12 protein-coding genes and 1 pseudogene are annotated in these 14,474 nt (G+C 45.8%); 6 read left to right on the top strand and 7 right to left on the bottom strand.

The window, feature by feature from the left end:
• Positions 1-104: 104 nt before the first annotated feature.
• Both Q8L79_RS17405 and Q8L79_RS17400 read left to right on the top strand, forming a co-directional pair.
• A complete protein-coding gene (locus Q8L79_RS17405; RefSeq protein ID WP_305273884.1) occupies positions 105-659 on the top strand; it encodes a MarR family winged helix-turn-helix transcriptional regulator in 555 nt (184 codons plus the stop codon).
• 227 nt (positions 660-886) lie between these two features.
• Positions 887-1,996, top strand: a complete 1,110-nt coding sequence (locus Q8L79_RS17400) for a sensor domain-containing diguanylate cyclase (RefSeq protein ID WP_305273817.1) — start codon at positions 887-889, stop codon at positions 1,994-1,996.
• A gap of 66 nt (positions 1,997-2,062) precedes the next feature.
• On the opposite strand, the gene pntB is transcribed toward Q8L79_RS17400, so the two are convergent.
• Together pntB and Q8L79_RS17390 are read right to left on the bottom strand one after the other, a co-directional pair.
• Positions 2,063-3,454: a Re/Si-specific NAD(P)(+) transhydrogenase subunit beta gene (gene pntB / locus Q8L79_RS17395; protein ID WP_305273816.1), complete on the bottom strand. Its 1,392-nt coding sequence runs from the start codon at positions 3,452-3,454 to the stop codon at positions 2,063-2,065.
• Between the two features lie 12 nt (positions 3,455-3,466).
• On the bottom strand, positions 3,467-5,029 hold the full coding sequence (locus tag Q8L79_RS17390; RefSeq protein WP_305273814.1) for a Re/Si-specific NAD(P)(+) transhydrogenase subunit alpha: 1,563 nt from the start codon (positions 5,027-5,029) through the stop codon (positions 3,467-3,469).
• A 533-nt stretch (positions 5,030-5,562) separates the two neighbouring features.
• Between Q8L79_RS17390 and Q8L79_RS17385 the strand changes: the two genes are divergently transcribed.
• Complete coding sequence (locus Q8L79_RS17385) at positions 5,563-7,626, top strand: hypothetical protein (RefSeq protein WP_305273812.1); 2,064 nt, start codon at positions 5,563-5,565, stop codon at positions 7,624-7,626.
• A gap of 303 nt (positions 7,627-7,929) precedes the next feature.
• Here Q8L79_RS17385 and Q8L79_RS17380 read toward each other — a convergent pair whose 3' ends face one another.
• The 5 genes and pseudogenes from Q8L79_RS17380 to Q8L79_RS17360 all read right to left on the bottom strand — a co-directional run bounded on the left by Q8L79_RS17380 (position 7,930) and on the right by Q8L79_RS17360 (position 10,718).
• Positions 7,930-8,160, bottom strand: a complete 231-nt coding sequence (locus tag Q8L79_RS17380; protein ID WP_305273810.1) for a helix-turn-helix domain-containing protein — start codon at positions 8,158-8,160, stop codon at positions 7,930-7,932.
• A gap of 114 nt (positions 8,161-8,274) precedes the next feature.
• Positions 8,275-8,778: pseudogene (locus Q8L79_RS17375) on the bottom strand (siphovirus Gp157 family protein).
• Between the two features lie 74 nt (positions 8,779-8,852).
• Positions 8,853-10,148, bottom strand: coding sequence for a J domain-containing protein (locus Q8L79_RS17370; protein WP_305273808.1), 1,296 nt, complete (start codon positions 10,146-10,148; stop codon positions 8,853-8,855).
• Between the two features lie 45 nt (positions 10,149-10,193).
• Positions 10,194-10,346, bottom strand: a complete 153-nt coding sequence (locus Q8L79_RS17365; protein WP_305273806.1) for a hypothetical protein — start codon at positions 10,344-10,346, stop codon at positions 10,194-10,196.
• Positions 10,347-10,424: 78 nt separating this feature from the next.
• Complete coding sequence (locus Q8L79_RS17360) at positions 10,425-10,718, bottom strand: hypothetical protein (RefSeq protein ID WP_305273804.1); 294 nt, start codon at positions 10,716-10,718, stop codon at positions 10,425-10,427.
• 705 nt (positions 10,719-11,423) lie between these two features.
• Between Q8L79_RS17360 and Q8L79_RS17355 the strand changes: the two genes are divergently transcribed.
• From Q8L79_RS17355 to Q8L79_RS17345, 3 genes are all read left to right on the top strand, one after another.
• Complete coding sequence (locus Q8L79_RS17355) at positions 11,424-11,558, top strand: hypothetical protein (RefSeq protein WP_305273802.1); 135 nt, start codon at positions 11,424-11,426, stop codon at positions 11,556-11,558.
• Positions 11,559-11,763: 205 nt separating this feature from the next.
• Positions 11,764-12,276 carry a transcriptional repressor gene (locus Q8L79_RS17350; protein WP_305273800.1) on the top strand — a complete coding sequence of 171 codons (513 nt, stop codon included), beginning with the start codon at positions 11,764-11,766 and terminating at the stop codon, positions 12,274-12,276.
• A gap of 160 nt (positions 12,277-12,436) precedes the next feature.
• A complete protein-coding gene (locus tag Q8L79_RS17345) occupies positions 12,437-14,452 on the top strand; it encodes a TonB-dependent receptor (RefSeq protein WP_305273798.1) in 2,016 nt (671 codons plus the stop codon).
• Positions 14,453-14,474 lie beyond the last annotated feature (22 nt).

Genomic DNA, 14,474 nt, shown 5'->3' with positions numbered 1-14,474 from the left:
AACACGTGAAAATTTACTGACACAGCAACAATATCGATTCGATACTTAATAAATTGTGATAAAATATTATTTTTTGTCAACATTAATAAATGTTTACAGGCTCTATGGAAAAAGTTGATGTATTTGATCTGATCGAGCGGATGTCAGCGCTGATTCGGTCTGAAGAACGTAAAAAGTGTACAGAATTAGGCTTGCAACCGGTCCATTTGCAGGTAATGGACTATTTGTCTCGCTGCAACCGCTATAGCGATACCCCGGCAGCGCTCACCAATTACCTGGGTATGACCCGCGGCACCGTTTCCCAAACTTTGCTGTTGCTGGAAAAAAAAGGCTACATAAAAAAAACAGCCGATGTAAATGATCGGCGCATGGTGCATCTTAGCCTTGTGGCTGAGGGCGATGCTATCTTGAATAAAGCCCGCCCGACAGATTTATACAGTCAGGCCTCGGTAATATTCGAAGAAAATGAAAGCCAGGAAAATGTTTTTGTTAATGCATTGACTGCATTGCAAAAAGCCAATAAATCCCAATCATTCGGGCTGTGCAAAACATGTAAATATTTCACCAGAACTTCGGATGGCTTTGTCTGCGGCTTAACCAAAGAACAGCTTAGTCAAAGCGATAGCGAGAAAATATGCCAGGAGCATACCGTTTTTTGACGGTCGAATGACCGAAGAAACGGTTGCTCTTGCCAGTCAATACCAGCTTAAATAAAAACGATTAATAAGCCTGATAAAGTAGAGCGGAACAAGAACAAATAGACAGCGGCTAAGCACAAACATAAAAAATAACATCAACACTCTACGCAGTATACACATGACAGTCTCAGCAGTTTTCCAGAAAACTGCTAGGCTTACAGGGTTGCCTTAATTATTCAGAGAATAACGTGGAAGAAGATTTAACCACTGATTTAGCTGCGCTACAAAGCCATTTAGAAACCCTGTTTGAGCGCGTCCAGAAAAACAGCATTACTTTACAGAAATTTCGGGCGTTTGAAATAAGATTGCTAAAGCTCAATTCCTTACCTGACATTATTGACCATCTGCTTGAAGAGGCTAAAAACTATTTTGATCTTGATGTGATCAGCTTATGCCTGATTGATGAAACAGGTGAAATCGAAAAAACGCTTATTGATAATGGTTATCCATGCGGCTCAACAAACGGTTTAATGCTATTGGGTAGCGAAACGCCTATAAAATCAACTGCCATTCAGCCTTATATTGGCGTGTATGAAGATAGCCAATGCGCTGACTTTTTCTCGCACACTGAAAAACAGCCAGTCAGTGTTGCCATTACGCCCTTAACTCGACGAAGCAAATATCTGGGGACTTTAAATCTCGGCAGCTATCATCTGGATAGGTTCGCCGATGATATGGCTACAGATTTCATTGAACACCTCAGTTCTATAATTAGTGTTTGCCTGGAAAATAATCTTCACTTCGAAGAAATAAAACGGGGTAGTTACATCGACGCATTAACAGGTGTTAATAACAGACGTTTTTTGGAGCAGCGGATAGGCGAAGAGTTAAATTACTGTCAACGCAACGCAGAGCCGTTATCCTGCCAGTTTTTTGATATAGATTTTTTTAAGTCAGTCAATGACAAGTATGGTCATCAAGGTGGCGATGTGGTTCTGTCTATGGTGGCGGCCGCCATCAAAAACCAGTTGAGAGACAATGATATCTTTGTTCGTTACGGCGGAGAAGAATTTGTTGCTTTATTATCAAATATCAATGCGCCCAGGGCTCTGGAAATTGCAGAACGGGTACGCAAAGCTATTCAGACGTTAGTCATTGCAGTTAATGATATTTCCATTTCGGTCACCGTTTCTATAGGCGTGTCGACTTACGTGCCTGATAGCACATCTATTTCAATCAACAGTGAAATTGCTACCCGCTTGGTTAAATCAGCCGATTCCGCCTTATACAAAGCCAAGCATAATGGCCGGAATCGTGTGGAAAATGGCGGAATTGTTTCGGACAAACAAGCGCTATAAATAAACAATTAACCGCAAAGACACGAAGCTGTTACTTCGTTTTTTCGTGTCTTCGCGATAAATGCCTTACCCCTTCAACGCCTTCAATACCGCCTGCATAGTCGCATTGGCATCGCCAAACAACATGCGGGTGTTTTCCAATACGAATAACGGATTACCGACACCGGCATAGCCTGACGCCATACTGCGTTTAAGTACGACAGTGGTTTCACCTTTCCAGCATTCCAGTACCGGCATACCGGCAATCGGGCTGTTGGGATCGTCCAGCGCTGACGGATTGACGATGTCGTTAGCGCCGATGACGATGGATACGTCAACATGTGCCCAATCTTCATTGATTTCGTCCATTTCATAAACGATGTCGTAAGGTACTTTGGCTTCGGCTAACAGCACGTTCATGTGACCGGGCATTCTTCCTGCAACCGGATGGATGCCGAAACCGACTTTTTTGCCTTTATCGCGCAGCAGCTTGGTGATTTCATTAACGGTGTGCTGAGCTTGCGCAACCGCCATACCGTAACCTGGAATGATCATGATGTTTTTTGCATCCAGCAATAATTGCGCGGTTTCGTCGGCGCTGATAGGCTGAACTTCGCCTTCAATGACGGCTGCTTCGCCACCCGAGCCGGTGCCAAATCCCCCTGCAATAACGCTGATAAAATTGCGATTCATCGCGCGGCACATAATGTAACTCAGAATAGCACCACTGCTGCCGACCAATGCGCCGGTCACAATCAATAAATCGTTGCTTAACATAAAGCCGGTTGCCGCAGCGGCCCATCCTGAATAGCTGTTGAGCATGGACACCACCACCGGCATATCAGCGCCGCCGATAGCCATGACCATGTGTATGCCGAACACCAGCGCAATCCCAGTCATAATCCATAAGGGGAGAGAACCGCCGCCGTTTTCCGTTTGTTGTAAAAACATCCAACCCAGAACGATGGCTGCAACCAGTAAACCCAGATTTAACCAATGACGCCCCGGCAATAACATCGGTTTGCCGCTAATACGTTCACTGAGTTTGCAAAAAGCAATGACCGAACCTGAAAAAGTAACGGCCCCGATCAGAATGCCAATATAAATTTCAATTTCATGGATATTCTTTTCTACACCGACCAGGTTGGTAGAGCTATCCATAAAATTGGCATAACCCACCAACACGGCAGCCATACCTACCAAGCTGTGCATGATGGCGACCAGCTCCGGCATCTGCGTCATTTCAACTTTTAATGCAGCTCTAGCGCCAATAGCGCCGCCGATTAGCAACGCAACGATCAAAATGGCGTAGGAGGTAACCGATGCGCTTAATGCGGTAGCGATGATGGCAATCGCCATGCCTAACATGCCGTAATAATTGCCTTTGCGGGCTGTTTCCTGATTACTTAAACCACTCAGGCTGAAAATGAACAGAATGGTGGCGACGATGTAAGACATCGTAACTAAACTTTGGGACATCATATTCTCCTGTTATTTTCTGAACATTTCTAACATACGACGAGTGACTAAAAAGCCACCGGCAATATTGATAGATGCAATGAGTATCGCTAATCCGGCAAGGATGCTGATATTAGAGTCCGGCGCGGAAACCTGCACCAGAGCGCCGATTACAATAATGCCGCTGATGGCGTTAGTTACACTCATCAAAGGGGTATGCAGCGATGCCGACACATTCCATATCACCTGATAACCGATGAAACACGCCAGCACAAACACGGTAAAGTGCGTCATAAACGATGCAGGGGCAACCGATCCAATGCCGAACAGAGCCAATCCGACAATAACTAAAGGTATAAATTGTTTAATCGAGTCAGGAACGACAGACTTTTTTTGTTCTTGTACTGATGCATAAGCAGGTGCTTCGGTTTGCGGGGCAGGGGCGGCGGAGAGTTTGGGCGGTGGCGGCGGCCAAGTGATCTTGCCTTCTTTAATGACCGTGGTGCCGCGTATCACCTCGTCGTCCATATTGACGTTGATCGTACCGTTTTTTTCAGGACAAAGTTCCGTTAACAAATGCCTGAGGTTAGTAGCATAAAGCTGGCTCGATTGGTTAGCCAAACGGCTGGGTAAATTGCTGTAACCGATAATCGTCACGCCGTGTTTGACGACAACCTGATCTTTCTCAGTCAATGCGCAATTACCGCCTTGTTCGGCAGCCAGATCGACAATAATACTCCCCGGCTTCATGGATTTAACCATGCCTTCCGTAATCAGCTTGGGTGCCGGTTTGCCGGGGATCAGCGCGGTGGTGATAATAATGTCCACTTCCATCGCCTGTCTGGCAAACAAGGCCATTTCAGCTTCAATAAATTCCTTGGACATGGTTTTGGCATAACCGCCGGTGCCGGTGCCTTCTTCTTTAAAGTCCAGCATCAAAAACTCGGCATCCATGCTCTCAATTTGTTCTTTAACTTCGGGCCGGGTATCGAAAGCCCTGACGATAGCGCCCATGCTCTTTGCGGTACCGATGGCGGCAAGACCTGCAACACCGGCACCGATCACCAGTACCTTGGCCGGTGGAATTTTACCGGCGGCGGTAATCTGTCCGGTGAAAAACCGCCCGAAATGCTGTGCGGCTTCAATAACGGCGCGATAACCGGCAATATTGGCCATGGAGCTCAGCGCATCGAGCTTTTGCGCTCTGGACATACGCGGCACACTGTCCATAGCCAGTACCGTGGCATTTTTGGCCGCCAGTTTTTGCATTAATACATCATTTTGTGCAGGCCAGATAAAACTGATTAAACGACCGCCTTCGGACAACATGTCAATTTCGTCCAGCGCCAGCTCGGGGTGCTGTTCGGGCGCGCGAACTTTCATGACGATGTCCGCTGATTTCCACAGGGTCTTGGCATTGTCAACGATTTCAACGCCCACTTCTTTGTAGGCTTCGTCAGAAATATTCGCGGCAAGCCCCGCGCCGCTTTCGACCAGGACGGAAAAACCCAGTTTTATAATTTGTTCTGCGGCCTCAGGCGTAGTGGCCACACGTTTTTCACCTGGGTGAATCTCTTTAGGTATACCAATCTTCATACAGTCTCCAATGCGAGTAGTTTAGAGCATAGCGAGCAAAAAGCTTTAACCTCAGTCAAAACCTCAGCAGGGAGGATAGGAGATTAGGCGGTGTTTTTCAATAAAAAACATAAAAGGGAGGGGGAATGTTGGTTTTGTAGGCGGGTAGCCAGATAGAGGTACATGTTCTACGTGCCAACGGCGAAGTGAATGTTACTATCGAGCTTTTCTGCCAAGCAAACTTCTGCCGGACAGGTATTCAAAAAGGCGCAAATCGTGAGTGTCCGCAATATATAGTGTCAGAGCCGGTCCAATTGTGCGTGATCAAGTTTTTATTTCTTTTTTCGGTCTCTTAAATTTGTTTCTTTTTGCTTACATTGTGTAAGCATTGTATTACAAGTTTTACCTTAAAAAACAATGGTATATTTAATATTTATTTGGTAGGGTATCCTCGGCAGCCGCAGCCAATGGGGGCCTGTTTTTTATGTTATTTTATTTTACGAGCTACCCTACAGACGTAGTCTTCTTATTCACAAAAACAAAAAGTGAAAGTAATGAAAAAGAGAGTTTTCGTAACAGGCACTACACACTTGGTTCGAATACTGAATGGATCGCTTTTCGATGGATGCACCGGAAGAAAAGTAAGCAGCTATGATGTGCTTTATATTGAAGATGATTTCGTGATGCAATCAAGAAGAGGTCCGAACCAAAAGATCGGTATTAATAGGGAACATGATAAGACAGGAAAACAAATATATGACTGGTATCCAATATTTAAGGTGGATGGTAACTATTTAAATGATGGACGGGAGTATTTGCGTGCCGGGACTTTCTTGATAGATGGGGTATTGAGCAAGCATCTGGAAAGCGGACAACGCAAACGACTTGCCTCAGAGACGAGAGAAAGAGCCAAATCGAACGTTAAGACGTACCAAAAGGTGTTAAAGGCAGTAAAAGACTCCTGGTCAAGAAACCCGAAAGATGTTCTGGACCGTATCTTTTACAGTAAAACGACGGCATGGGAACTCGGGGATGATATGAGGATTTATGCGTCGAAACTTGTGAACCAGGTACTAGCAGAAGAGGAAACGTATACGAAGGAGGTTCTACAAGGGCTCGTGGCGCAGGATGAAGCGTTTTATGCCCCGCAACTAATGAATGAGGAAAAATGGGGAGAAGCGGTCAAAAAATTTGATATCGATTGGGGTAAGGCTAAGGGGAATCAACAAAGTATCTTGAAACAAGAAGCTAAACAGCTCTACGGGTCGGCTATAAGGGCACGGCTAATGCAGGAAAACTTCGTGGTGAGTCCTTCGGGTCTTCCGGTGGGTGCGATATTTCCTAAGAAGGATTGGGTGATTCGGTCTGTTCCGATTATGAACTACGCGAAACTTAAAGATACATCCGATGACCTGATGCGAAAATACAACATAATAGGGGATGACGTTGCAGCTCTGACACGCATGCTAAAGCTAAACACCGTGCAACTCAAGGAAGATCACCCCCTTGTCAGATCTGTTGGTTGCGTGTGTATATCTTGGACGTATCACAGAGACGCGAATAAGGGTGAGTATGTGTATATACCTATATTGGGTGTGTCAAGTGCGGTAGATTGCGAGGTGGATGCCGTATACTTTGAAAAATATCTACGGCATCTGGCGTTACCAAAATCAACCGAACATGAAACATTCATACCCGTTAAAGCTAACACGACTGGGATAGATGGCGAGACACTGAACGCTAGAAGAGATAGAACGATCATAGCCAGAAGAACGGACAATCAAAGCCCGTGGGCGAAAGAAGCGGCGAAAAAAATTACGAGGCTAGAAAATACCAAAAAGCAAATAACAACAGACCACAATGAAGAACAGAAGGGCTGCGAATTAAAGCATGTGCTAAGGACAAACTATGAAACGATGATACAGAGAACAAATGATGCCTCGATTGAAATGCGCATTAGAACGGCTCTTGGACTAAGAACACCGGCTCGCCAAGCACTGATGAGTTACGTGTCGTTTCGAGAGAATAAGGGCAGCGACAAACTATTATTGACAAAGCTGGAGACTGTCTCGACGGGCGCCGATCTATGGATCTGTGGATGGCACTCATTAAATTGCGCTGAGCCCGCCGCCTTGGTGTGTGCTTCATCAGTGTTTGGTAAAGGTTGTGATGTGGTTATCTGTTTTCCCTATGAGGGGATAGGAAAGGTCGGGAATGGACTCAACCGACCGAAGGAAACCTGCCCATGGTGTGCGGCTGTTGAATTAAGCTTTAGAAGCATATACCGCAGCACTAAAACCGTGGAGGAATGTTTAGATGACGGGGGCTGGTTGGCGGTGGTGACTGACAATCTAACGGAGGAGCCAATGGAGTTGCCAACGGGAAATGAGTTCAATGCTTACGATGAAGAAAACGAGATAATGACACAAACGAAAGCAACACTGGGAGAAGGCGATGGAAGCTCGATGTTAGTCAAAAACACTGATTTAAAACAGAATGCTTATGACACTATAACTGTAACCAAGATTGGTCGGGTGAGGTCTTTGTATTATATGTTAGGGCTCATTGATAAGACGCTGGTGGCGACAAGCAGCTCCTTGTTTTCGTTTAAACGCTGACTCAAGCACAATCAATGAGGCCAGTGTCGTTGATTTTTTGACTCATTGATTTGTAAAGCTAATCACATGTTGGGACAAAAGCAATAGCGGCTGGCAAATCAATGGCCAAACGGGTATGTCGATTTATCCAGTGAATTTTGTATTGCAATCTTTATTAATTCAATCCTAGGCGCCCAAAAATCATCCAACCCAGCTCGGCAGGATGCAAAAGATGGGGGGCAGGCCTTACATTTGACATAAACAGAGAGTGGAGAATGTCAAATGTAAGGCCTGCCCCCCATCGCGCGTTTTTTCTTTACCTTGTTATAAAAAATCTTTTTTATTTGTATTTTTGTCCGCTTCAGGCAGTAAATCAACCAAGGCGCAGTTTAAAGCTTTAGCCAGTTTTCTGAGTATATCAATGGAAACGTTTTCGGCGCTGCCGTTTTCGATTTTGCTAATCATCGATTGGGTCACGCCAGACCGGGATTCAAGCTCTTTTTGAATCAAGCTAAGATCAAGCCTTTTACATTTTACAATGTCGCCTATTTGCATTAGGTACTCGTTCATGAGTGAAATTTTTAAGTATTATTTGGTTATTATATGAATGAACTAATAATTTGAGCAAAAAAAAGAGCCGCTACTGCGGCTCTTTTTAGGTTGAAACTATTACTTAACAGCTAGACGTGTACCATTAATCAGCTCTGTGCCAGGCACGATAGAACCGGATTTAATGGCATCTTTGATCGCTATTTTATCAATTTTCCAGCTAGTTATTTCCTCTTTGAATTGTGCCGGGATCGCACTTTCATCCAGGATATTAACAATGACCGGGTTTTTTTAGATCGAGAGCTTGAAATGAGGGCATTCAATGTTACTGATGCCGCAGATCTCCATGTTTCCTTTTATGTAGTTTTTCAGCCACTGTACTCGGTTTTCCAGGGCCTTCCGGCGTTTAGCCATGTCTGCCTCTGCCGTTTTGATCGCATCGGCGGTGGCTTCCATGTTGCGAAGAAATTTGGCAACGTTGATAGCTTTGTCTTCCAGCTCTCCACCCAAAGCTTCCAAGGTATCATTGACGGCCTCAACGGGTAAGTCCATTTCCGGGTCGGTCAGAAAGTCCAAGGCTTGCAGGTAGTTTGCGCTTAACTCGTATAAGGATAATCTATTCATAATAGTTTTCTCAACTTGGTCGAACGGCGATTAAAACCGCCGCTCTTGATGTGACTTAGTGGTCTAAAGTAGCTTTATAGCGTGCCTCTGTCGTAGGTATCGCTTACTTTCTCCATGCCCCAATCACCTTTATTGCGGTTTTTGGAATCGGTTGGGCGAAAGTACCAGGCGGCTTTTTTGTTATCCCACCGATAACCAGAGGCTTTTATCGATTCTTTATGGGCCCTGGTGTTACCAAATAGCCAAACCCAGGCACCGCAAATCTCAATACTGACGCCGTCCAAGCCGATAACTGCATTTATCGCGTCATTCAACATATCACCAAAATCGGTGTTTACTTCTTCCTGGATCGGATGCTCTGCGCCGTTATAGGCAGTTTCTTTCAAAAACCTATAAGCGGCATTAACTGCTTTCATCATTTTCAGGCCTGCCGGATTTTTGTTTGGGCGATACTTAATACAAACTTTCCGGTAGGCGGTTTTGATAGCTTCCTGATCGGCAAAAGCACTCAGGCCCAGAATCGATAAGGCCTCTTTAACACTCATTGAGCCACTTTCCGCGAATTGCTCAAGCTTGTTATAAAGAATTTGGTAAAAGTCCTGGTTGAGTTCTAAAAAGCTGGTGAAGCGGTTATGCGATGCTTTAGCCATCCAGTCTTTAACCCTGGCTCGATCAAGTCCGAGTTCCTTAATTTTAGTTTCAAGTTGCTGATGCTGAGTTTTACTAATGCCTGCAAAGCCCGTATTCAGCTCGGTCTCGGCCCGCTGTATGCTTTCGGCTTCGCGGCGCTGAACCATGTCCTCAATATCCTGGGTAAACACTTCAGAAAGTCCGGCCATTCTTAACGTCGCGTCAATGTGAGCGGATTTTTCGGCCATTTTCAGGCTTTTGTTAATGTCGCCGTTGTCCTGGGAAATAATGCGCGCACCGATACCGTCCGCCACTACCCGGCCGGAGCCGTCGACAATTTCGCAGCGAATGATAATTTGGCTTAGGTTGGTGCCGGTGAGTGCGGCTTTTTCATACTCCGGTAGCGTCGGATAACGCACGGTAACGCCTAACATGCCGCATATTTTTTCAGCGCCTGGCTTGAACAGGCTTGATTTACTGAAATGGTTTGGATTTTGGCAGTTTTTGCTGGCCTGGCATTTTGAACGGCTGGCAATATGGACTTTCCCGAAGTCGGAACCATCAACTAATGCATCACGAATCCACGTCATTAATGCAGCCCTGTTTTGCTTACGGCGATCCAAACCTTCTTGAAAGGTGCTTGCAGGGAGATCCAACGGGTTGGCGGGAATTACCGCCAGTTGTGACTCTTGATCTTTAACCGGCGTTACCCGGTCAACTAATTGTTCTGTCGAATACATGACAAATTCCTAATATACAAATAAAATAAAAGGCGGAGCAAGCGGCTACAAGCCCGCTAGTGTGCTGAGTATTTCGGGTAGCTGATCAGCGGAAAAAGTCCGGTCGCCAAGCATCAAAACTTGAGCATTATATTGCTCGCCGTGCTGACGGCTTGGCAAAGAAAGCGGCTTAACCGGATTCGTTTGTTGAGATGACATAATCTAAATATTCCTAATGTGCGAACTTGGGGAAGTGTGAGCCGGGCGGTTGGTTACCCTGGATCATGCGAAAACGCTTTAGAATGGCGCTCTTTCGGAAACTTCCGTTTTAGCGCTGTTTTGCCCTATTTTGATCGAACAGATCATATTGTTAACGGCCTCCACGAGGGTTTTACCTGTCACATAAAACGGTTCAATATTGGCCCCAGTGGGTGCGGATACAAAAACCGAATAGTTTTCTCCTCCTTCGTATTGATCGCGCCGACTATCGACTTGCACGCAAACAGCGCGTTCGATCATACCGACTGATAAAAGGGCGGTTTTAATCACCTTAACCGCTTGGCGTTGTTTATCAACGATTCTAACTAACATAAGGCCTCCACGGACTTCATTTAGAATAACTTATGAATATATTCATAAGTTAAGCCGGTTAGTTGACTTGTAAATCGCTTGATTCGCAAATCAACTAACCAGAAAAATATTCCCCCGCTTTCTTTTGTTTATTCACCCTGAATCTAGCGGAAAATACACGTCATATTTAATATGAATATATTCATATTAAAGCAAATAACATATGAATACAATAGTTTAAATAAAAATTCTTGGCCGATTTAACCGCCAAAATGTCCAAAGAAAAAGCCGGAAGCGAACTGTTTGTATTTTGCGTCGTATTTTGCGGGGTAAAAAAGAACAAGCTCGGTAAAGGCTTGCTGTGATACATGGATAGCAGCAGTTACTATGTCTGTGTGCTGTTGCGGCGATATGTCCTCGCTCAAGGTATGGAACGCAGCACAAATGGGGTAATCCATGCCAGCCAAACTTCCTAAAAACAAAACGGGGCAGGGCCGATGTTAAGCGCGATATATCCGAAGAGTTTGAGACCTTGCAACCGCGAGGTCTTGATCAGGAGTCAGTCTGCAAGGTAAATCTTATCTTCTCAAGAGTTCTCTACCGTACCCTGACTTAGCGGCTTTCGCTCTGTTGACGAGTTAACTGGCTGAATAACCGATTGATCAAAACAGCACTTGTTTTATCGGGTCTTACGCGGAGGTTCTTGAACAGGTACGTGGCAAAGTCTTGAGCTACCGACTGATTGGGCAGCAAAAGATGGAATACAAGAAGTTTGACGGACTGACTTTCTTCGAGCAATGGGAAAAGCTGGAGTCCGAGATCGTCCGCGAAGCCCCACCGACTATCCATGAGTTGTTCTGACTTAATCGACGCTATGCTTATGGTATTGGACTGCATATCGTTCTCGATGTATTGGCAGGCGGCTAATTCAGTGCCGAGTGAGCGACTCCCTGTTGTGAGCGAAAAAGATGCCTTGACGGCAATGATGGGGACCGGAAAAGAGAATTGACGTCGGATAGCAAGCGATATAATATAACATCACTATTTGAATAAGCAGCCCATTACAATGCATCCTTCTACCGAAGTAAGCCATAGCCATCCTCATCCCTTAGAACACGATCATAAAAAATGTGTCAGCGAAGCCTTGGACATTGCCGAGCATTTGTGTGTGGTCCGTGGTGTACAGTTAACGCCCATTCGTCACCAAGTGCTGGAATTGATTTGGGACAGCCACAAAGCAGTCAAAGCCTATGATTTGCTGGATCGTATCAAACCTCTGCAACATGCCGCAAAACCAGCGACTATTTATCGCGCACTGGATTTCTTGATCGAACAAGGCCTGATCCATCGAGTGGAAAGCCTTAACGCATTTGTGGGTTGTAGTTGTTCAGGTCATCAGCATGAGTTGTTACTGTTAATTTGTAAGCGCTGCAATGAAGTCGAAGAACGCCCCGCCCCTAAAGTGATGACAGCCCTGTCGGAAGAGTTTTCTCAAGCCGGTTTTGTTGCTTATAGCAAGGCAATAGAAGCTCAGGGAATCTGCGTTAAATGTAGAGAGTCTCAAGGTAATCAAAATTGACGTGTTGAGAATGTCCGGGTGTTATTTCTAACATCATGACCGTGTAAAGAGATTTTTGGAAAAGAAAATAATTACTTCAAAACGTTATGTTATAACATATAAATTTAATGAGATTCACCCTTTCACTTACTATTTTTCGTTAAATATAAATGAGCATCCTATGAGTAAAAAAAACGTTATTTATTTCTCCCTTTTGGCAGCCGCGATAACGCCGACAGCTTATGCCGCCGAACAGAATGTTCTGGAATTAGATGAAGTGGTTGTCACCGGACCCTTGCAAGAAAAAGTCTCCGAGTCCGCCATCCCGGTCACCGTTTTAAGCGATGATGAGTTGCGTTTGAAAGTCGGACACAGCATCGGTGAAACGCTAAAAAACGAGTTGGGCATTACCAGCCAGTCCTTCGGTCCAGGGGTCGGCACACCGGTTATTCGCGGTCAAAGCGGGCCGCGTGTGCGGGTGTTGAACAACGGTATCGGCAGTAATGACGTTTCGGCAATCAGTCCCGACCACGCGACCAGCGTCGAGCCTTTGCTGGCGGAACGCATCGAAGTGTTGCGCGGCCCCTCTACCTTACTCTACGGCAGCGGTGCGATTGGCGGCGTGGTCAATGTCATCGACAACCGGATTCCGGACAAACTCCCGGACAAATTGTTGGGCGGTGCGCTTGAGCAGCGTTTCGACTCGGTTTCCGATGAAACATCTACGGTAATGAAAATAGAAGGCGGTAAAAGCAATCTGGCTTACCATCTGGACGGTTTTTATCGCGACCGCAATAATCTCGACATCGGCGGGTCGGCCATTGATGTCAATGCCGCTCAAGCTACCGATCCGACATTGGATGTTATTCAAAACACCAAAGGCTACATCGACAACACGTCTGCCCATGCAATTAGCGGTTCGGCTGGCGTATCTCTGGTGGGTGATCCGGGTTTTGCCGGTGTCTCCATTAACCGTTTGGAAAATAATTATGGCATTGCGCCGGACGGTTCGGGCGGCGAGATTACCCGTATCGATCTCAAACAAAGCAAATACGACTTCAAAAGCGAGTTGAAAAATCCGTTTCGCTACGCAGAATCCCTGCGTATGAAACTGGGTTATACCGATTACCAGCATACGGAAATTGCCGATGGCATGCCAGGCGCTTTTTTTACCAATAAAACTTACGAAAGCCGCCTAGAGCTAACCCATAACCCTCTGGGGATATTCCGCGGGTTGGTTGGTTTTCAAGCCATTGCCAGCGATTTTGCGGCGATTGATAAATCAACCAGTGAAGTGATTGTCCCGCAAACGCAAACTAATAGTTACGGTATCTTTGCTGTGGAATCATTCAATATCGGTGCGCTTGCTAACCAGCTCGGTATCCGGGTTGAAGATACAACGCTAAACCCGCAAGGACTTTCCAGTTTTAGTTATGTGCCGGTCAGCGCCTCCGCTTCCAGCGTGTGGAAATTGAATGACAGCAACAGCCTTAATCTTGCGATAACACGCTCACAGCGAGCGCCGCAAGTACAGGAGTTGCTGGCTAACGGTTTTCATGACGCCACCCGTAGCTTTGAAGTCGGCAATGTGAATTTGCGCGAAGAAACATCCTACAACCTGGATTTGGGCTATAAGTTTAAATCGGACTGGGTCAGAGCCCAGCTGGATCTGTTCCACAACTGGGCGGGCGATTATATTTACCAGCAACGCAATGGCGAGTTCATAGACGGTGCGCCGGTGCTCGAAACGCGTCAGGCCGATGCTACTTTCATGGGTTACGAAAGTAAACTGATTTTCCCGCTGATGCAAAACCATATTGGGCTGGTTGATTTAACGCTGTTCAGCGATTATACCCGTGGTCAATTCGCCAACGGCGGCGATGTGCCGCGCATGCCGCCTTTGCGCTTCGGATTTCAACTCGATCACGTCAAGGGTAATTGGAATACCAATCTGCGTCTGACTCGCGGTGAAGCTCAGACCCATGCGGGTGATAACGATACGACTACGGCCGGATATATGCTGCTTAGTCTCGGTACGCAATATCAAATTCTGGATCTGCACGATGCCGATGTGATGGTCTTTGCTAAAGCCAATAACCTGTTGAATGAAAATATACGCAACTCCACCTCATACCTGCGTAATTTTGCTCCGGAACCGGGCCGTGGTGCGGAGATAGGGTTCAGGGTGAGTTACTGATGAACGTGTTAAAAATCCATCA

Source organism: Methylobacter sp., assembly GCF_030680395.1.
In the GTDB taxonomy this organism is placed as follows: Bacteria; Pseudomonadota; Gammaproteobacteria; order Methylococcales; family Methylomonadaceae; genus Methylobacter_A.
This window is presented reverse-complemented; position numbering and strand designations above follow the sequence as displayed.

What these genes read in the sequence shown, in the direction of transcription:
- Q8L79_RS17380 (WP_305273810.1), bottom strand. Translation starts at nt 8,160, where the DNA reads ATGCAAATAGGCGACATTGTAAAATGTAAAAGGCTTGATCTTAGCTTG.
- Q8L79_RS17345 (WP_305273798.1), top strand. Translation starts at nt 12,437, where the DNA reads ATGAGTAAAAAAAACGTTATTTATTTCTCCCTTTTGGCAGCCGCGATA.
- Q8L79_RS17405 (WP_305273884.1), top strand. Translation starts at nt 105, where the DNA reads ATGGAAAAAGTTGATGTATTTGATCTGATCGAGCGGATGTCAGCGCTG.
- Q8L79_RS17350 (WP_305273800.1), top strand. Translation starts at nt 11,764, where the DNA reads ATGCATCCTTCTACCGAAGTAAGCCATAGCCATCCTCATCCCTTAGAA.
- pntB (WP_305273816.1), bottom strand. Translation starts at nt 3,454, where the DNA reads ATGTCCCAAAGTTTAGTTACGATGTCTTACATCGTCGCCACCATTCTG.
- Q8L79_RS17390 (WP_305273814.1), bottom strand. Translation starts at nt 5,029, where the DNA reads ATGAAGATTGGTATACCTAAAGAGATTCACCCAGGTGAAAAACGTGTG.
- Q8L79_RS17360 (WP_305273804.1), bottom strand. Translation starts at nt 10,718, where the DNA reads ATGTTAGTTAGAATCGTTGATAAACAACGCCAAGCGGTTAAGGTGATT.
- Q8L79_RS17370 (WP_305273808.1), bottom strand. Translation starts at nt 10,148, where the DNA reads ATGTATTCGACAGAACAATTAGTTGACCGGGTAACGCCGGTTAAAGAT.
- Q8L79_RS17385 (WP_305273812.1), top strand. Translation starts at nt 5,563, where the DNA reads ATGAAAAAGAGAGTTTTCGTAACAGGCACTACACACTTGGTTCGAATA.
- Q8L79_RS17365 (WP_305273806.1), bottom strand. Translation starts at nt 10,346, where the DNA reads ATGTCATCTCAACAAACGAATCCGGTTAAGCCGCTTTCTTTGCCAAGC.